The sequence below is a fragment of the Ruegeria sp. AP12 genome (genome assembly GCF_056540025.1).
This window is the reverse complement of record NZ_JBQFVZ010000001.1, coordinates 1,431,036-1,449,686: the sequence shown is the minus strand read 5'-3', so window position 1 is coordinate 1,449,686 and position 18,651 is coordinate 1,431,036. Positions and strand designations below refer to the sequence as shown.

Genomic DNA, 18,651 nt, shown 5'->3' with positions numbered 1-18,651 from the left:
CATCAGGCCGTGGAATGACTGCGGTTGCGGGCGATCAGTTGGGTGACGATGACCGGAGCGGCCACGGCCAGCGCGATCAGATCGGCGGTCAGGCTTGGCGCGACAAAGATCACCCCGGCGATGGCCATCAGGATGCGTGACACCATGTTCAACGGCTTCAGCCAATAGCCCACCACCGCCGCCGACAGGGCCACGACCCCGGCGATGCAACTGGTTGCGGTATAGGTGAACTCCCACAGATTGAACCCGGTGGAGGACACGAACAGCAGGACCGGCGCATAGACGAATGCCATGGGCGCGATGACCTTGCCCAGCCCAAGGGCGAAGGCCGACAAGCCGGTTCGGAACGGGTTCGAGTTGGCAATCGCCGCCGCCGCATAGGCGGATGTGCAGACCGGCGGCGTGATCTCGGACACCACGCCGTAATACAGCACGAACAGGTGGCTGGCGATGGGCGGGACGCCAAGCTGGGCCAGCGCGGGCTGCGCGACCGAGACCAGCATGATGTAAAGCGCGGTGGTCGGGATGCCTGCGCCCATCAGGATGCAGACGATGGCGATAAAGACCAGCGAGATGAACAATTGCAGGTCTTCCATCGCGAACAGCTGGAAACTGCCGAACGAGATCATATTGTAGAGATCCGCCGCCAGATTGCCCGCGCCCTGCGTCACCATGAAACCAATGCGGAAACCGATGCCGGTGGTGTTGATCACACCCACCACGATGCCGACAGCGGCAGCGGCGGCCCCCACGGCCAGCGAATATTTCACGCCCAGTTCGACCGCGGCCAGCATCTCGGGCACTTCGATCCGTTTCTGGGGGTTGAGGGTCGCGATCAGCGACAGTCCGCAAAGAATGGCCGTCATGGTCAGGTCGAACCCGCCATCCGAGAATTTCCATAGCACAAAGGCCAGAAACGCCGCCGCGTAGATCAGTGTCGGAGGGTGTCTCAGCCGCGACATGCCCGCAATCACCGCCAGCGATATGCCGCAGAAGGCGGACATGAACGGCGTGTAGCCTGTAAACAGCACGACCAGCAGGCCGATCAACGGCACGATATTGGCCCAGCCCTCGGCCCAGACGGCCTTGATCTGCGGCAGTTGCTCTTTCGCCAAGCCTTTCAGGTTCAGCTTGCGCGCCATCAGGTGCACCACGGCAAAGACGCCGACATAATGCAGGATCGCCGGAAAGATCGCGGCGATGACAATGGTCGTGTAAGGGACCTCAAGGAACTCGGCCATGATGAAGGCAGCGGCCCCCATGATCGGCGGGGTGATCTGACCCCCAGCCGAGGACGCGGCCTCGACCCCGCCTGCAAAATGGCCGGGGTATCCAAGGCGCTTCATGTTGGGAATGGTCAGCGCGCCGGTTGATACGGTGTTGGCCACCGAAGACCCCGAGATCGTGCCGAAAAACGCCGAGGATACCACCGACACCTTGGCCGGACCGCCGGTATAACGGCCCGCCAAAATGGTTGCGTTGTCGATGAAAAGCTGCCCCAACCCGGTGCGCTGTGCGATGACGCCGAACAGGACAAAGTGGAAGACGATGGTCGAAACCACCCACAGCGTGACGCCATAGATGCCTTCCTGCGGGAAATACATCGACGACACGAAGGTTTTGAAATTCACACCGGGATGTTGCAGCAAGCCTGGGAAATACGGCCCCAGCAGCGCGTATGAGATAAACACACAGATGATCAGCGGCAGCACCCAGCCCAAGGTTCGGCGGGCGATGTCCAGCACCAGCAGGATGATGACGACGCCAAGGAACACGTCATAGCCGTTCGGGTTGCCCATGCGAAAGGTCTGTTCCTCGATCCCCACAAACGGGATGCCGCGCCAGGCAACGCCCACATAAAGCGCGGCGACGATGCCGAACCCCATGAAAACCAGATCATAAAGGGGGATATTGCCGATCCGAAAGCGGCTGATCTTGAGGGCATAAAGGCTTTTGGCCCCGACAATCGGAATGGTGGCGTAGACCAGAATGAACAGCAGCGCCAGATAGATGCCCATATGCCAGTGATCGGCGGGCAGGCCGAAGCCTGCGGTGAAAAATTCATAAAACGCAAAGATCAGGGCAACGACGCGCAGTACCTTGCCCATGGCGGGCGTGACCTGCCGGACGGCGGCACCTTCGTCGAACTGTTCCTCGATGGCCGCCAGTTCCTCGGCCGTCAGTTCGTGGTCATCAAGTTTCTGGGTCTCGGACATGATGGCCCCCTGATTTCGCATAATTCCAGAATGCGGTGCCCCGCATAAGGGGCACCGGCGACAGGTTTCAGTCGGTTGCGATTATTGAAGCAGACCGGCTTCTTTATAGAACTTCTCGGCGCCCGGATGCAGCGGAACACCCAAAGCCTCGACACCGTCCAGCGCGGTTTCAGCCGTGATCTGCTTGCCCTTGGCGTGGCCATTGTCCAGCAGCTTGCGGGTGTTGTCGTTCCACAGCGCCTTGGTCAGGCCATAGACCAGTTCGTCGGACAATTCCGAGGACACAACCAGCATCGCGCTGACCGCAGGGGTCTTGGTCTCACCGTCGATGCCTTCATAAACGCCACCCGGAATGGTCGAGGGGATATAGGCCGGGATGATCTCATTGATCTTGGCCATATCCTCGTCGGTGAAGGAATGCAGGTTCATCCCCTTGGTCGAGGACAGCTGCACCATCGCGGCAACCGGCCAGCCTGCGGCGTAGAAATAGGCGTCAAGCTGACCATCGGCCAGACGCTCGGCGCTTTGGCTGTTGTTCAGCTCGGCCTCGTCCATGTTGTCGCGATTGACGCCCCAGGCGTCCAGCATCTGCAACACGGCAACCTGCGTGCCGGAACCGGCCTGCGCGATACCCACGCGCTTGCCTTCCAGATCGCTCAGATCGTTGATCGTTTGACCGGCTGGCAGCACCAGATGCAGGTCCTCGGGGAACAGGTTTGCGACGATGCGCAGGTTGGGGTGGGGCTTGCCTTCGAACTTACCCTCGCCCAGATACATCGAGCGGGTCACGTCGGCTGCGGCCAGACCGGCCTCAAGCTCGCCATTCTGGACGGCGGCGTTGTTGAACACCGACGCTGTCGTGGATTGCGCGATGGCAATCAGACCGGGCACGCCGCATTGGCCGCCTTCCTCGCAGGGGCGCGAGCCCGGAGGGGCAGAGATACCGTTTGCGATGGTGCCACCAATGGGGAAATAGGTTCCACCGGCCCCGCCGGTGCCGATACGGAAAAAGGTCGGATCCTGCGCCAGCGCTGGGGCGGCCAGCGCGCCAGCCAAAGCCAGACCTGTCAGGCATTTCACGAGTTTCATCGTCGTCTCCGTTGTTGGTTCGTGGGATTCGGTTTGACCGAACCTCGATCCCAAAAGCGTAAAGACAAATGGCATAAATACAAATTTGTTATATTTCACAAAACTAAAGTTTGGCTTATACGACAGGAATGAACCTGACGCAGCTCACAGTCTTTCGCGAGGTGATGGAAACCGGCTCCATCTCTCAGACCGCCAGAAAACTGAACCGCACCCAGCCCGCGATCAGCCTGGCCCTGAAGAATCTGGAACAAACCCTTGGCCTGACCTTGTTCGAGCGTAAGGGCAGGCGGCTGGTTCCGGTTCCCGAGGCGCACTACCTGCTGGCCGAAACCACCGGCATTCTGGACCGTCTCGCCGCAATCTCCAGCACGATGGAGGGGTTGATCAAGGGCCATTCCGGTAGCCTGAACATCGCCACGATGCCGGGGCCTTCGGCCTTTCTGTTCCCGCGTTTCATCAGCCAGTCGGTCGGAGAAAACCCGGAGATCCGCATCACGCTGTCCACCCGCAGTTCTCCCCAGATCATAGAGCTTGCCGGGACGCAGAATATCGACTTTGGCTTTGCCGATTTCGAACACGCGACTGGGAAAGAGCCGCAATATTCAGCCGAGCTGATCCGGGCCGATTGTTTCTGTGCCATTGACCGGGACAACCCGCTGGCTGCGCGCGGCAGTATCTCGATCTCGGACCTCGACGGGGTTCCGATGGGTGGGCTGCACGCAACGCACCCGTTCCAGCACAAGATTCGCAGCAAGTTTCAGGAGGTATCAGCCCGCTACAACTCGACAGTGACCTGCCAGTATTTTCTGCCCCTTATCCCGTTTGTAAGCTCGGGCCAATGCTGCACAATCGTGGACCCTTTGACCGTCGCGACGGAACAGGAACTGGGCCTGTCTGCCGGAAAGGTTGTGTTCCTGCCGTTCGCAAACCCCCTTCGGTATGAATACGCAATTCTGGAACCGGAACACCGCCCGCCGTCGCAACTGGCCCTGAAGATCAAGGCAGGTTGGAAAGCCGAAGTTATCAGAATGCTTGACGACGTGGGGGCCAAGCCAACTGCCAAAATGATTTCTGAGCAGAGTGGCGAATGAAGTCGCCAGCTTTTCAAGCTTAGTAAATCAAGTTCAGCATCAACATCGAAACCACCAAAAACAGTATCGTCATCACGCCGCCGGATCGCACAAAGTCAATGACCTTGTAGCCGGCAGGCCCCATGATCAGGGCGTTCACTTGGTGCGTCGGAATGATGAAGCTGTTTGAGGTGGAAATGGCCACCGTAAGGGCGAAAACAGCCGGGTTTCCTCCGGCGGCAACTGCAATGGACACGGCCAGCGGCACAAGCAATACGGTGGCCCCGACATTTGACATCACAAGCGAAAACGCTGTGGCCAGTATCGCGACACCGGCCTGCAGCGCCCAGATCGGCCAGCCATTCAAAAGAACCATGATCTGTTGGGCGATCCACGCCGCCGTGCCGGTATTTTGCACCGCCTGACCCAAGGGGATCAGACAGGCCAGCAGGAAAACGGTGTTCCATCCCACGGCGCGATACGCCTCATCCACGCTCAGCACGCGGGTCAGCATCATTCCGGCGGCACCGGTCAGCAGGCACAGCGACAGCCGCACGTCGGTGAACAAAATCAACGACAGGGAAATCGCAAAGAAGGCCAGCGCCCAGCCAACCTTTTGCGGGCGCAACTCTTCCTGAGGGAAATCGGATGTGACCACGACAAAGTCAGGATCCTGCGTGATCCGCATCAGGTTGTCCCATCTGGTATGTGCCACCAGCATGTCACCTGCTTTGAAGGTTTCGAGACCGATCTGCGTGGACTCGTGCGTGTCCGTTTCGACATGGCTGAGTGTCTCTTCGCCCCGGTGGATGGCCAGCAGGGACATTCCGTAGGTCTTGCGGAACAACAACTCGCGGGGGCATTTCCCGATCAGTTTGCTGTCGGGTGTCACGACCACTTCGGCAATACCGGCATTTGTGGGTGCGAATTCTTCGACGAAAATGTCCAACTCGGGCAGGACCTTCAGTCCAAACTTCTGGGCAAATTCCTCTACCACCCAGCGGCGCCCGATGATGGCCAACCGACATGGCGCGGCAATTTCGGCCGTCAGAACCTGCACCATCGATGTTTTGCCGCGATAGAAGGTCGAGATGATATACAGGTGGTTTTCGTGGTTGATGTCAGCCAACACCTGACCGACTAAGGGGCTGTCTGCGGGGACCACAACCTCGAAAACATCTGCTTTCAGGCCGTAGACCCGTTGCAGATATTCCTGCGTGCCTTGGCTGGTGCCGGTATTGTCGGATCCGGTGTCGCCGGGCAGTACCCATCGGCCAAGCAGTAGAAAATACGCGATCCCGGTCAGGATCAGCGCCGCGCCAATCGGAGTGACCGAGAACAGGCCAAACGGCTGAATTTTCTGATCGTCCGGCAGCCCCTCATTCGCGGTCACAACCAGATCGTTCAGCAAAATCAGCGGCGATGACCCGACCATTGTCATCGTGCCGCCCAAGATGGCGCAAAAGCCCATCGGCATCAGCAGACGCGAAAGCGGTATACCAGACCGTGAGGATATGCGGCTGACCACAGGAAGGAACAGCGCCGCCGCGCCCACGTTTTGCATGAAGGATGAGATGACGCCGACCGTGCCCGAAACGATTGGCAACACCCGGTTTTCAGCAGTACCGCCGTATTTCAGAATGACAGCCGCGACCTTGTTCATGATGCCGGTCTTGTCCAACCCGGCACCCACGATCATAACCGCGATGATCGAGATTACGGCGTTTGACGCAAACCCATCGAAAAGGTGAGAGACATCCGCCAGGTTCTCAAGACCCGGCGCATAGCTCAGCAGGCCGACCAGAACGAGCACCAATATGGCCGAAAGATCAATCCTGACGATTTCTGAAACAAACAGGAACACGGTAAACGCCAACAGCGCGCAAACGACTCCCATCTCGAACGTAAAAACAACCTGTTCCACAGAGTTCTCGGTAACTTTGTCTTCTTTTCGTTTTAAGTGAACACCTAAACGATCATGATGGCCTTGTCATGTTGTTTCGATTTCACGGGCGATAACGTAATTTAATTTCAAGCCGGGTTGGGTTGCTGGTCGTGCAAGCTAACCGGTCACGAGGTAGTCCAGCAAAATGCCGTTAAAAAGCGCGGGCTTCTCCATATGTACCGCATGCGCGCATCCAGGGATCACGGACAGGCTGGCGTTGGGAATACTGGACCAAAGCAGATGCGTCTGGTCCCACGAATAGGTTCGGTCCCGGTCGCCACAGATTACCAGCGTCTCCTGTTGCAGGTCTTGCAGGTGTTCTGCTCCGGACCAATTTTGCATTGCATCCAGACCGGCGAGAATGGAGTCTTTCGTGGCCATTCGGGCAACGGTTTCGCAATCCTTGAAATGGGGCGCGGCCTCGGTTTCCCAAAACCACGTTGCCGCGATCCGGCTTGCGGTGGCTGCGACGCCGTCCTGTTCAACGCGGGCTTTGCTTTCGTCGATGGTTTCAAACCGTCCGGGCAGGACGCCAATTGCACCGGTCGCGTACAGGATCAGCTTCTGCACGCCGCTTGGATCAGCGCGAGCGATCTCTTGCACCACCATACCGCCCATCGAGTGGCCCAGAAGGTGGTACCTGTCTGTACCGCGCGCGTGCAGATGCGCGATCACCCAGTCGGCCAGACCATCGATGCGGTCTATCGCGGGAAGATGTGCGTTCTTGCCAAAGCCGGGCAGGTCAAGGGCGACGACCTCGAAATGGTCTGAAAGGGCCTTGTATTGCAAGTTCCACTGCGGGCTGCCGCCCATCAGGCCGTGCACCAGAACAAGGGGCGTCACTTGCGCTGGCCCTGAACAATGCGATCCAGGATCATGGCGCAGAACAGGATGGCGAACCCTGCAAGGATACCTTGTCCGACATTGGCATATTGCAGGGCCTCCAGAACATCCTCACCCAACCCCTTGGCGCCGATCAGCGAGGCGACAACCACCATCGCCAGTGACAGCATGATGGTCTGGTTGATCCCCGCCCGGATCGACGGGCTGGCCAATGGCAGATCGACCTTGGTCAGCAGATACCATTTGTTGGCCCCAAAGCTGATCGCCGCCTCGCGCACGCTTTCGGGGACGCCGCGCAGACCAAGAACGGTCAGGCGTACCACCGGGGTGCCGCCAAAAATCATCGTTGTGACGACGGCAGCGGGTTTGCCTGTTCCGAAGAACGCAATCACCGGTATCATGAACACGAAGGCGGGCATCGTTTGCATGAAATCCATGATCGGTTGAATAAACGCATAGAACCGGGGACGGCGTGCCGCGAACATGCCTAGTGGGATTCCGATGACGATGGACAGACATGCCGCCGTTCCAAGCAAAGCAAGCGTTGTCATGGCTTTTTCCCAAAACCCAAGCAGGCCCATATAGGCCAGAAACGCTCCGGAATAGATCGCCATTCGCACACCGGCCGTCAGCCAGGTCAGCAAAATGATCAGCGACGCAATCACGATCCACGGGGTGCTGACAAAAACCAGCTCCAGCGCGTCCAGCACCAGACGGATGGCATAGGTGATCCCATCGAACAGCGCCTCACCATTCAGAACGGCCCAATTGAAGAATGCCTCGACCCCGTCGATGCTGAGCAGTCGGAATTCCGGGTCCGTCGGAAAATCGCTGAGGATCGTGAAACGCCCCGGAAAGCTGTAGTTGATCATGGCGACCGTCACGATCAGAACCATGAACACCGCGCTGAACACGATCTGGGATACAGGCATCCCGGACCGGATCGACCGGTCCGACAGCCATTCGGAAAACCGAGCTTCGAGCGCCCAGTTGGCCATCACCGACTGCGCCGCCTTGGCGATGATCAAGATGACAAGGCCAGTCAGGGCGATGGTTGGGCCTTGCTCTGCCAGCGCCTCGGCCTCGGCGCGAATGCCGCCGATGTTCGCCTCTAGCCCATCCACCGCGCGCTGGAACGCGTCCACCCTGTCCGAGCCCGCCTCGATTGCCGCCGCAAGCTGTTGTTTGCGTAACTCTAAGGTGCCCTCGATAGACGCGATCCGGGCCATGGCGTCCGAGGCGAGATCTCCGAACAGGCCACGGGCGATCTGGACAAAGCCTATCGCCTCGATGATCAGAAAGCACAGCGCCCAGGACCACAAGCCGCGCGCACCAAACCAGATCGGCCCGAAGAGGCCCGCGAAAAAGTTGAAGGTCGGCGTAAACCGTGCCGAGGCACCGACCTTGTCGAAATTGGCGATGTAATAGTCGGGATGCGTGCGAACAAAGGTGCGAATGTTCTCTTTGCGCTCTTCCGCATAGGCCAGCGCGGCCTCGCTTTCGGTGTCTTCCAGCGGATTGATATTTTCGTCCCTCATGACACCTCGGTCCCTTCGATAACGGTACGTAGCAGGTCGGCGCGGGTGATGACGCCAATATCGGCACCCGCGTCGGCCACGACGATGGGATTTTCATCATCAATGGCCAGATTGATCAGATTGCTAAGCGTCTCATCGCTGCTGACGCGGTGCAGATCGGCGGGCAGGGGGCCGTTCCGGGACGTCCAGTCTTCAATCGGGCGCATGACGACCTTGGCATGCACCACTTTCAGACGCGATATCCCGGCGACAAAGTCGGCGACATAGTCATCCTGGGGATGCATGACGATATCTTCGGCCGTGCCCATCTGCACAACCTTGCCGTCGCGCATGATGGCGATACGATCCCCGATCCGAACGGCTTCATCCAGATCGTGGGTGATGAACACGGTCGTCTTTTTGAGGATTTTCGACAGTCGGATGAATTCATCCTGCAATTGCCGCCGGATCAGCGGGTCAAGGGCCGAGAACGGCTCGTCCATCAGCAAAACATCCGGATTGGCCGCCAGCGCCCGTGCAAGGCCGACGCGTTGCTGCATCCCGCCGGACAGTTCATGGGCGAATTTGGCCCCCCAGGCCCCCAGCTCGACGATATCCAGTATGGCCGCCGCCTGACGCATCCGTTCATTCTTGGCGACCTGTCTGATCTCTAGCGGCATCGCCACGTTGTCCAGAACGGAGCGGTGCGGCATCAGCGCGAAGTTCTGGAACACCATACCGATCTTCTGGTTGCGAAAGTGCTGCAGGTCTTTCGTGCCCAACGCCATCACATCGGTGCCTTCGATCTCGATCTTGCCCGCGGTGGGTTCCAGCAAACGGTTGAAATGGCGCACAAGGGTCGACTTGCCGCTGCCCGACAGGCCCATAATGCAAAAGATTTCACCCCGGTTCACCGACAGGCTGACATCCGCAACACCGACAACGCAGTTATACTCGGCCAGTACCTCGGCCTTGCTCAGGTTGCGCTCGCGAACAGCTTGCAGTGCGGCCTGTGGTTTAGCCCCGAAAATCTTCCAGACATTCGAAATCTCGATGACGGTTTCTGCGTTCATTTTTGCGCCACTGTTTGAAGAGATCAGGTCCGGTACCAGCCGAAACCGGTACCGGCAGTTCAGTTGGGCGGTTACAGCCCCAGCATCGAGTCGACGCGGTCCGAGTTCTCATTGACCCAGTCCTTCGCAACATCAGCCGGTTCGCGACCATTGGCGCTGATTTCAAAGGCCAGACCGCTGACATCATCGGCGGTCAGGGCAAAGTTGGCAAAAAACTCGGCAATGGCGGGCGAGCGGTCCGCCAGCGAGTTCGACCAAGCAATCTGAACCTGCTTCAGGGCGTCTTTCGTTGCCACATTGGATTTTTCGTACCAGTCGGCATCGTCGGACGGTTGGATCATCACGTATTTAGCAGGGTCATAGGTGGGTTCCGTCAGCATCTCGACATCAAACATGAACCACACCGCATGCGGTTTGTAGCAATAGAACGCATATCCTTCGCCCTTGGCGATCGAGTCCTTGATGCGTGCGGTCTTGACGCTTTCTTCGGCCCGGATCGGTTCGATGAAGTCCAATAGGCCATAGTCGCGCACCTTGACCTCGTTGACATTTGCCGACGCCCAGCCGGGCGCGCCAATCCACATCTCGCCCTTGCCATTGCCATCACTGTCCATCAGCGCGGCCACATCCGGGCGACCCAGATCTGCGATGTCGGTAATGTTGTTGGCCTGACCGAAATCCTTGGACACGCAGAACCCCTGGTTCCCTTCGTATGGATTTGATGACAGCGTCACTGTGCCTGCCTCATCCACATATTTCTTGGTAAAGCTCTCCTGGTTCGGCAGCCAGACGTCCGGATGAACATCGATGTCACCCTTGCCCTGATCCATCGCCTGAAAGATCGTGGCGTTATTGCCAGGAACATATTCGACCGTCCCGCCAATGCGGGTGGCGACGATCTCGCCCAGCACATAGGCGATGGCCTGAGCACCAGTCCAGGACGGCACGCCGATCTTGACGTCTTCGGCATAAGCGGTCGCCCCAAACGTGGTCAGCAGCGCCGCGCCGATGAGGGTTTTTTTCAGTGACATAGTGATCTCTCCTTGTTGGTCGCTTTTTGTTTTGTTCTTGTTTTTATGGTGTGTAACCGGGCAGTCCGAAGGCATCGGAATACCCAAACAGGGCCGCGCTTCCACCAGTGTGCAGAAACACGACATTGCTCATGCCGTCGAAATAACCCTTGCGGATCTGATCGATCAGCCCGTCGAGGCCCTTGCCTGAATATACCGGATCGAACAGCAGCCCTTCGGTGTGGGCCAACAGCTTGACCGCCCGGATCATCCCGTCGGTCGGCAGCCCATAGCCGGGGCCCACATAATCGCAATTCGCGCGCACTTCTGAGCGGGCGATCTGCGCGTCCAGTTCCAGATGCGCTGCGGTTTTGGTCGCCAGTTCAAACACCATCTGTTCCTGCTTGTCCTGCGGAGCCCGAACGCCAATGCCCAGAAGATGCGTGGTGCTTTTGATTGCCGCCAGCCCGGCCACAAGCCCGGCCTGGGTCCCGGAACTGCCGGTCGCATGAACCAGCGCATCAATCGACAATCCCATTCTGGCGGCCTGTTCGGTCAATTCACGGGCGCAATTGACATAGCCAAGCGCGCCGATGGCGTTCGAGCCCCCTCCGGGAATGATGTAAGGCTTCTTGCCCTCGCTCCGCAGGTGATCGGCCAACCTGTCCATTTCGGAATTCATGTCTGCACCGCCGTCGCGTTTGGACACCGAGGCCCCGTGCAGGCGGTCCAGCAGCACGTTTCCGTTCATGATGTAGTTCTGATCCTCGGACCCGGTGCGATCTTCCAGCAGTATGTGACATTCCAACCCCAGTTTGGCCGCAGCAGCAGCAGTCTGGCGGGCGTGATTGGATTGCGTAGCGCCCTGGGTAATGATCGTGTCCGCGCCCTTTTCAACGGCGTCCGCCATCAAAAATTCAAGCTTCCGGGTCTTGTTTCCGCCGGTCGACAGGCCGGTACAATCGTCCCGTTTGACCCAAAGGCGCGGGCCGCCCAGCACCTCGCTAAGCCTGTCCATCGGTTCCAGAGGTGTCGGAAGATGCCCGAAGGAAACCCGTGGAAACCGGGCCAGACTGATCGACAGCTCCTTGCACAGGCTAAAGGTTAGGTCTGCGGTTTCGCCCGCAGTATTCTCCGAGATTTCTGCCGACTCTGCCATGCTCTGAGGTCCTTACCATTGGGATTTCTCAAAGCGTTTCCTATCAAATCGAAGAAAAACAGTGCTTTTTTGTACGGCCACTCATACTTTTGCTTTGGCTAGGGGTGCGCTTTTTATGGATACACAATGGTTAGAGGACATTCTTGTTCTGCTGGAAGAGGGCAATCTAAGCCGGGCTGCCGCGCGCCGACATATCACCCAGCCCGCGTTTTCCAGGCGTATCCGGTCCTTCGAAGACTGGCTGGGCGTCACCATACTGGACCGCAAAACCAACCGGGTCGAGATCAGCGCCGCGCTGATTTCAAACGAACCCGAGATACGTGCGCTTCTGGTCCAGCTTCGCGAGCTACGCACAAAAATTGCCCATCATGACCCCAAGGCGACCACCGTCAGGATCGCGGCACAACATGCGCAGGTGTTTTCCCGGTTCCCGGACATGGCTCTGAAGGCCCGGTCGCACCTGCCGGGCGTCAGGTTCCGTCTGCATGCCGCTAACCTAAGCGACTGCGTCAGCATGTTCCTGCGCAAGGATGCCAGCATGCTGCTGTGCTACGAGTCCGATCTGGCCGAGCCGTTGGAGTTCGGGTCGGGCGTATTGCGCGGAATATGGGGGCGGGATTATCTGATCCCTGTAGTGGGCGGGGCCCTTCGGTTTGCGGTGAAAGACGTGGGCGACATTTCCGACACTGCGCCGGCAATCGTCTATCCGGACAACAGCTATTTCGGGCAGGTTCTGCGCCGAAAGGAACGCCGGTTCGGGACGGCTGGGTACAGCACCAACCCGATTTGCGAGACGGCGTTTTCGACCGGTATTCTCGAGATGGTCCGCAAGGGCCTTGGGGTCGGTTGGCTGCCCTTCAGCATGGTGCACAGCGAATTGCAAAGCGGCGAGGTGATCTCGCTGGCGAATGCGTTGGGGCGTGAGCCCATGGACATCGCGATCTACGCGGACCGCACGGAATCAGCTGCTGCCGAATTGTTCGGGATCTGGAGCAACCAGGGGTCGAAGGCGCGACACCGCTGACCGCCAATCAAGGTGCGGAATCCCCCAACTGTCAAAGTCACGGATTTTGTGATATGCACAAACAATAGTTTGATTATTGTTATCCCACTGTCTTTAAGGACATTTTCGATGTTCGAAAGAATTCTGGACTCTCTGCTCGGCAGATTTGCCTCTATTTCTCAAAGATTTAGAGTTTGGCACGCTTGGCCGTTTTTGCCTGCGTTGGCGATTATTCTGGGCCACCGTGTCAACCTGCGGCACAACAACCTGATCGATACCGAAACCGCGCCGTTGGATGGCGAACGGCCCGAGGATTTTGACATTATCGGATGGCGCACCGCGGACGGGCAATTCAACGACCTTTCGCAGCCCCGCATGGGCGCGACGGGCACCCGGTTCGGACGCAATGTCGCGCTGAGGGACACCTATCCGCCCAGCGACGCGGATCTGATGGATCCAAGCCCCAGACTGGTCAGCGAAAAGCTTCTCAAGCGGCATGAATTTGTACCCGTTCCACATCTGAACGTGCTGGCGGCTGCCTGGATTCAGTTCATGGTGCATGACTGGCTCAGCCACGGTCCCAACGATCCGGATGCCGAGCCGTTGGACGTGCCGCTACCCGAAGGTGACGACTGGCCGGGCGGCAAGATGACCGTACGGCGCACGATGCCCGACAAACAGGTGACGGATGCTGATGCCAACCGTCCACCTACCTTCCGCAATGTCGAAACCAGTTGGTGGGATGGATCGCAAATCTATGGCTCGACCGAGGAACGTCTGCGTTACGTCCGCACCGCCAAACTGAAGGGCCGGCCCAAATCGGCCGAAATTGCTTTGGACGATGGTCTTTTACCCGTCGACAAAAAGGCCAAGCGCGAAGGTCAGGAACTGGCAGGTGTCAACGGCAACTGGTGGACCGGGCTGTCGGTGCTGCACACTCTGTTCGCGCGCGAGCATAATTCCATCGTGGCGCGGTTGCGCATTGATCATCCGGATGAAAGCGAAGACTGGCTGTTTCACAAGGCGCGGTTGGTGAACTCGGCGCTGATGGCCAAGATCCACACCGTAGAATGGACGCCCGCGCTGATGGACAGCCCCGAAGGCCGCATGGCGATGCGTGGCAACTATTGGGGCCTGATGGGCGAAACCGTGTTCAACGCGGTGGGTCGGGTCTCGGACAGCGAGGTGATGTCGGGCATTCCCGGCTCTCCGCGGGATCATCATGGCAGCCCCTATGCGATGACCGAGGAGTTCGGCTCGGTCTACCGGCTGCACTCGCTGATGCCGGACGCATATGAATTCCGCAGCCATTCCGACAACGCGCATCTGCACAGCGCCGGGCTGACCGAAGTGTCAGGTCCGGGCGCACGCAAGCTGTATGACAATCTGAGTTTCGACGACGTGCTGTATTCTCTGGCGACCGAAAATCCGGGTGCCTTGGTGCTGAACAACTTCCCCGAAACCCTGCGCCGTCTGGACAAGAAGGTTGAGGCGAATGTGTTCCTCGACCTCGCCGCAGTTGACGTCCTGCGTGACCGCGAGCGGGGCGTGCCGCGCTATGCCGATTTCCGGGCCGCCATCGGCGCGACGCGGCCTGAAACTTTTGAAGACATCACCGATGACCCCGATTGGCAGTCCGCGCTGCAGGAGGTCTATGGCACCGTCGAAAAGGTCGATCTGCTGGTCGGGACACTGGCCGAGGCGAAGTCGAAAAACCAGCCGCCGCGCTTTGGCTTTTCGGACACGGCGTTTCGTATCTTCATCCTCATGGCCTCGCGCAGGCTGAAAAGCGACCGCTTCTATACCGATGATTTCCGACCGGAAATTTACACAGAGGCCGGGTTCCGATGGGTTGCCGAAAACGGATTTTCCGATGTGGTGCGTCGCCATTGCCCGGACCTTGCCGAAGCTCTGGTCGATGCCCGCAACCCGTTTTTCCCCTGGCGGATCGCGGGGGGCTGAGGCATGGCCCGTCACATTCGCATCCCACTGCTTGCCGATCTGATCCTGACCGATGACGCGGATGAGATCGGACAGCTTGCCGACCACGCCGCGCTGGATCGCGGGTTTCGCCCGCGGGGGCCGCTGATCAACCGGATACTGGCGCACCGCGTCAGATCGGCGTTGTCGCTTGGTGGCAATCCGCTGCCCAGCGCGATGATGCGGGACGACCCCGAAAGGCGTCGGATGTCTCAGGACATCGCCGATATGTTCGCGCCGGGCAATTGGGATTCCGACACGCTGACTCAGATGGTGGGCTATGTGCGGGGCGATCTGAGCAGGCCCGTGGGTGAGCTTGCGCAGCAGATCACGGGCCGGGTGTTTGATCCGACCTATGCGGCAAGCGCCGAAACCTGGGATGCGGCCAAAGCGATCGAGACACATCTGCAAACGTTTAACCCCCTTCGGCGCCTCATCGCCTTTCTGTCCGGCGCATTGCGGGACGGTCAAGGTGTGTTGGGTCAGGCCGCGAAGGGCGACAAGGGCGCTGTCCACGGCACCGGGATCGCGGTGCATAATCTGGCGCTCAGCCTGGAACGGTTGCAAGCGGCATGGGCCGATCAGCGGCTGCGCGCCCACCTTACCCCGGAACAGGCGGCTTTGCGCGTGATTGCCGCGCCGCGCACCGTGATGCGGGCCGGAAAGCGCCATGGCGACACGATCGGCGGGCGCGTGCGGCCAGTCACCTTGGTCGCCATGAACACGCGCAGGGCGGCGGGCGCAGGCATGGACGCCGATCTGGCCTTTCTGGGATCAAGTTGGAGCCGCTGCCCGGCCCAGCACTGGGTCATGGCGTTGCTGGCAGAAATCTGGAAACAGGCGGGAGAAACCGGATGAGCGACGATATCATCTTCACTCCGCTCAAGTTCCGCAACCTTGAGGTCAAGAACCGGGTCTTCCGGTCGAATATCTCGGGTCGCTTCGACGCCGAAAACGGGGCGCTGACGCAGACGCGGATCAACTGGGAATGCAAGTTTGCGCGGGGCGGGGTAGGGGCCGTGATCTCATCTTATGTGCCCGTGCGCATGGATGGCCGTATCATCGCCGGGTACGCCACCATTCATACGGATGAGTTCATTCCTCTGTGGCAAAAGCTGGGTGAGGCGGTCCGCGCCAACGGATCCAAATACATCCTTCAACTGTCGCATTCCGGTCGCCAGATGGATTTGCCCGGCATCCACAATCAGCACCGCCCGACCCCAAGCCCCACCAACGCGTACGAAACCCTGCACGGCTTCCCAACCCGCGCCATGAGCACGCATGAAGTGGGCGAAATGGTCGAAGATTTCGCCCAGGCCGCATGGCGCGCGCGTGAGGCCGGGCTGGATGGGATCGAATTGCACGCCGCCAACGGCTATCTGTTCACCCAGTTCCTGAGTTCCGCGATCAATGACCGGACCGACCATTACGGCGGCTCCCTGCGCAACCGCGCGCGGTTCCTGCTTGAGGTGATCGACGCCATTCGCGCCAAGGTTGGGCGCGAGTTCCACTTGCAAGTCAAACTCTCTGCCGTGGACCACAACAACGTCCTGCCGTGGGAAGGCAAGGGCAACACCCTGTCCGACACGGTGCAGGTCGCGCAATGGTGCGAGGCTGCGGGGGTGGATGCCCTACACGTCTCGACCGGCTCGCTGTTTCCGCATCCAATGAACCCACCGGGGGACCTGCCGCTTGAGGTTCTGGCCGTTACTTACGACGCGATGATTGCATCGGGCGTCAACGGGTTCAGAAACTACCTGTTCTTCCGCTTCCCCCTGCTGCGCCCGCTATTCCTGCGGCTTTGGTTCCGGCTGAAAAAAGGCCGCGAGGATGAAGGTATCAGCCTGGAAGAATGCCGTGCGATCAAACAGGCGGTGACCATTCCTGTGATCAACACCGGCGGCTATCAGAACGCGCGGGTTGTGCGTGATGCCATCACCTCGGGCGGCTGCGACGGGGTGTCCATCGCGCGGGCTCTGGTTGCCAATAATGATCTGGTCAAGCATTGGGCCGCAGGTGAAGATGAGCCGCCAAAACCTTGCACACGCTGCAATAAATGCCTGTGCAATGCGCCGAAACATCCGATGGGTTGCTATGAGGAGGACCGGTTCGAAAGCCGCGAATCGATGATCGACGAGCTGATGTCGATCTACGAAACCAAGCCGATCCTTCAAATCCCGACCCCTGACAGGGAGGCGGCAGAATGAGGAACCAGTCTGTCACCTTTGTTGAAGAGGCCTTGAAACAACGCCGCCGCCGACGGTTGCCGTTGACCATTCTTGTGGCGCTGATGGCTCTGGTTGGCCTGCTGGCCCTGATCGTGGTCCTGTGGTTGCTTCTGGCCTGGCTGCGCGGCGGGCCTGAGCATTTCCGCGACGACGAACAACACTTCCTGCACGGCTCTATCGGTTCGGAAACCTCCAGCGGATTGCCGTATGAGGTCTGGCAGGCGCTGCCCTATCTCTTCCCCGAAGCCTTTGAGGGCAAGACGACCTACGAGGCGTTTGGGTTCCTGTATCAGGAGGATGAGAAAGGTCGCACTGACCTGCCAATTGGCATTTCCCGCCGCGATCAGTTGGGCATCACCTTGGTCTGGTTCAACTGCGCCGTCTGTCACGCTGGCACCTATCGCGAAACGGCTGAGGCCGAGGCGGTGATCGTGCCCGGAATGCCGTCGAACAACCTGCAATTTCATGCGTTTATCGAGTTCCTGCTGGACGCTTCGACCAGTCCGAAACTGGCCGCCGAACCGCTGTTCGACGCCATCGAACAAAGCGGCAATGGCCTTGGACCCGTCAAGCGGCTGTTCTGGCGCATTGCAGTTGTCCCCCGCATTCGCGAGGAATTGCTGGCGACCCGCGCCGCTTTGCAGCCCCTGCTGGCGCGCCAACCGGATTGGGGCACTGGGCGCGTGGACACGTTCAACCCCTACAAGGTGCTGGAATTCGACATGAACGGAGATGCATTGACCCCGCAAGAGGTTATCGGCGCGTCTGATTTTCCCTCCATCTTTCTGCAAGGCCCGCGCGAAGGCATGCGGTTGCACTGGGATGGCAACAACCCCTCGCTGGCCGAACGAAACCTGTCGGCGGCGCTTGGGGCCGGGGTGACAGCGGAAACTGCGGATCATGGCGGGATCGAGCGCGTTGCAGCATGGCTCAGCGATCTGCCGCCGCCTTCGAACCCGATACAGGTGGATGCCGAGGCCGCCGAACGGGGGGCCAACCTTTATGCGACCTTCTGTCTGGAGTGCCACGGGCGTTGGACCGGGACAGAGTACGAGTTCTCGGGCGACAAGCTGGGAACCGTTCAGCCAATCGCGTCCATTGGGACGGATCGCGCGCGGCTGGATAGCTACACAAACGAGTTCCAGCAGCGCCAGGTAACAGAACTGTTTGCGGACACGCCTTACGCGTTCCGGCAGTTCCGCAAAACCGACGGCTACGCAAATATGCCGCTGGATGGGCTTTGGGTGCGCGGCCCGTATCTGCATAACGGATCGGTGCCGACGCTGGCAGATTTACTCAACGCCCCCGCAGATCGCCCCAAAAAATTCCAGCGCAATTCGGATGTAATCGACCCGGTGAATGGCGGGTTCATGTCACCCCCGTGCGAGGATGAAGGTGTCTATTGCTTCGACACATCCCAGCCGGGCAATTCCAACGCGGGCCACGTTTACGGCACGCATCTAAGCCCGAACCAAAAAGCCGATTTACTCGAATACCTGAAAACCTTCTGAACAAGGA

14 protein-coding genes are annotated in these 18,651 nt (G+C 59.3%); 6 read left to right on the top strand and 8 right to left on the bottom strand.

Features of this window, described 5'->3' with window-relative positions; all coding sequences use genetic code 11:
• Positions 1-2: 2 nt before the first annotated feature.
• On the bottom strand, positions 3-2,216 hold the full coding sequence (locus tag ACR0E6_RS07130) for a TRAP transporter permease (protein WP_480581917.1): 2,214 nt from the start codon (positions 2,214-2,216) through the stop codon (positions 3-5).
• 81 nt (positions 2,217-2,297) lie between these two features.
• Complete coding sequence (locus tag ACR0E6_RS07125; protein ID WP_170451802.1) at positions 2,298-3,305, bottom strand: TAXI family TRAP transporter solute-binding subunit; 1,008 nt, start codon at positions 3,303-3,305, stop codon at positions 2,298-2,300.
• 128 nt (positions 3,306-3,433) lie between these two features.
• On the opposite strand from ACR0E6_RS07125, the gene ACR0E6_RS07120 reads away from it, so the two are divergent.
• Positions 3,434-4,396, top strand: a complete 963-nt coding sequence (locus ACR0E6_RS07120; RefSeq protein WP_480581914.1) for a LysR family transcriptional regulator — start codon at positions 3,434-3,436, stop codon at positions 4,394-4,396.
• 19 nt (positions 4,397-4,415) lie between these two features.
• On the opposite strand, the gene ACR0E6_RS07115 is transcribed toward ACR0E6_RS07120, so the two are convergent.
• From ACR0E6_RS07115 to cuyA, 6 genes are all read right to left on the bottom strand, one after another.
• On the bottom strand, positions 4,416-6,299 hold the full coding sequence (locus ACR0E6_RS07115) for an SLC13 family permease (protein ID WP_480581911.1): 1,884 nt from the start codon (positions 6,297-6,299) through the stop codon (positions 4,416-4,418).
• A gap of 138 nt (positions 6,300-6,437) precedes the next feature.
• The gene (locus ACR0E6_RS07110; protein WP_480581908.1) at positions 6,438-7,163 is read right to left on the bottom strand and encodes an alpha/beta fold hydrolase; all 726 of its coding nucleotides are present in this window, start codon (positions 7,161-7,163) and stop codon (positions 6,438-6,440) included.
• Positions 7,160-8,701 carry an ABC transporter permease subunit gene (locus ACR0E6_RS07105; RefSeq protein WP_170517472.1) on the bottom strand — a complete coding sequence of 514 codons (1,542 nt, stop codon included), beginning with the start codon at positions 8,699-8,701 and terminating at the stop codon, positions 7,160-7,162. Before ACR0E6_RS07105 ends, ACR0E6_RS07110 begins: the two co-directional genes overlap by 4 nt.
• Positions 8,698-9,753, bottom strand: coding sequence for a quaternary amine ABC transporter ATP-binding protein (locus ACR0E6_RS07100; RefSeq protein WP_480581905.1), 1,056 nt, complete (start codon positions 9,751-9,753; stop codon positions 8,698-8,700). The genes ACR0E6_RS07105 and ACR0E6_RS07100 overlap by 4 nt, the downstream gene beginning before the upstream one ends.
• Before the next feature lie 71 nt (positions 9,754-9,824).
• Positions 9,825-10,784, bottom strand: a complete 960-nt coding sequence (locus tag ACR0E6_RS07095) for an ABC transporter substrate-binding protein (protein ID WP_170451792.1) — start codon at positions 10,782-10,784, stop codon at positions 9,825-9,827.
• Between the two features lie 43 nt (positions 10,785-10,827).
• Complete coding sequence (gene cuyA / locus ACR0E6_RS07090) at positions 10,828-11,841, bottom strand: D-cysteate sulfo-lyase (RefSeq protein ID WP_480582229.1); 1,014 nt, start codon at positions 11,839-11,841, stop codon at positions 10,828-10,830.
• A 196-nt stretch (positions 11,842-12,037) separates the two neighbouring features.
• Here cuyA and ACR0E6_RS07085 point away from each other — a divergent pair, with 196 nt between their 5' ends.
• From ACR0E6_RS07085 to ACR0E6_RS07065, 5 genes are all read left to right on the top strand, one after another.
• Positions 12,038-12,946 (top strand): LysR family transcriptional regulator, encoded by a 909-nt coding sequence (locus ACR0E6_RS07085; protein WP_480581903.1) that lies wholly within the window; start codon positions 12,038-12,040, stop codon positions 12,944-12,946.
• 201 nt (positions 12,947-13,147) lie between these two features.
• Positions 13,148-14,887: a peroxidase family protein gene (locus ACR0E6_RS07080; protein ID WP_480581900.1), complete on the top strand. Its 1,740-nt coding sequence runs from the start codon at positions 13,148-13,150 to the stop codon at positions 14,885-14,887.
• 3 nt (positions 14,888-14,890) lie between these two features.
• Positions 14,891-15,763 (top strand): hypothetical protein, encoded by an 873-nt coding sequence (locus ACR0E6_RS07075; RefSeq protein WP_480581898.1) that lies wholly within the window; start codon positions 14,891-14,893, stop codon positions 15,761-15,763.
• Positions 15,760-17,112 carry an NADH:flavin oxidoreductase gene (locus ACR0E6_RS07070; RefSeq protein WP_170451782.1) on the top strand — a complete coding sequence of 451 codons (1,353 nt, stop codon included), beginning with the start codon at positions 15,760-15,762 and terminating at the stop codon, positions 17,110-17,112. The genes ACR0E6_RS07075 and ACR0E6_RS07070 overlap by 4 nt, the downstream gene beginning before the upstream one ends.
• Positions 17,109-18,644 carry a c-type cytochrome gene (locus ACR0E6_RS07065; RefSeq protein WP_480581895.1) on the top strand — a complete coding sequence of 512 codons (1,536 nt, stop codon included), beginning with the start codon at positions 17,109-17,111 and terminating at the stop codon, positions 18,642-18,644. Before ACR0E6_RS07070 ends, ACR0E6_RS07065 begins: the two co-directional genes overlap by 4 nt.
• Positions 18,645-18,651 lie beyond the last annotated feature (7 nt).

What these genes read in the sequence shown, in the direction of transcription:
- ACR0E6_RS07095 (WP_170451792.1), bottom strand. Translation starts at nt 10,784, where the DNA reads ATGTCACTGAAAAAAACCCTCATCGGCGCGGCGCTGCTGACCACGTTT.
- ACR0E6_RS07105 (WP_170517472.1), bottom strand. Translation starts at nt 8,701, where the DNA reads ATGAGGGACGAAAATATCAATCCGCTGGAAGACACCGAAAGCGAGGCC.
- ACR0E6_RS07070 (WP_170451782.1), top strand. Translation starts at nt 15,760, where the DNA reads ATGAGCGACGATATCATCTTCACTCCGCTCAAGTTCCGCAACCTTGAG.
- ACR0E6_RS07085 (WP_480581903.1), top strand. Translation starts at nt 12,038, where the DNA reads ATGGATACACAATGGTTAGAGGACATTCTTGTTCTGCTGGAAGAGGGC.
- ACR0E6_RS07120 (WP_480581914.1), top strand. Translation starts at nt 3,434, where the DNA reads ATGAACCTGACGCAGCTCACAGTCTTTCGCGAGGTGATGGAAACCGGC.
- ACR0E6_RS07130 (WP_480581917.1), bottom strand. Translation starts at nt 2,216, where the DNA reads ATGTCCGAGACCCAGAAACTTGATGACCACGAACTGACGGCCGAGGAA.
- ACR0E6_RS07075 (WP_480581898.1), top strand. Translation starts at nt 14,891, where the DNA reads ATGGCCCGTCACATTCGCATCCCACTGCTTGCCGATCTGATCCTGACC.
- ACR0E6_RS07065 (WP_480581895.1), top strand. Translation starts at nt 17,109, where the DNA reads ATGAGGAACCAGTCTGTCACCTTTGTTGAAGAGGCCTTGAAACAACGC.
- ACR0E6_RS07125 (WP_170451802.1), bottom strand. Translation starts at nt 3,305, where the DNA reads ATGAAACTCGTGAAATGCCTGACAGGTCTGGCTTTGGCTGGCGCGCTG.
- ACR0E6_RS07100 (WP_480581905.1), bottom strand. Translation starts at nt 9,753, where the DNA reads ATGAACGCAGAAACCGTCATCGAGATTTCGAATGTCTGGAAGATTTTC.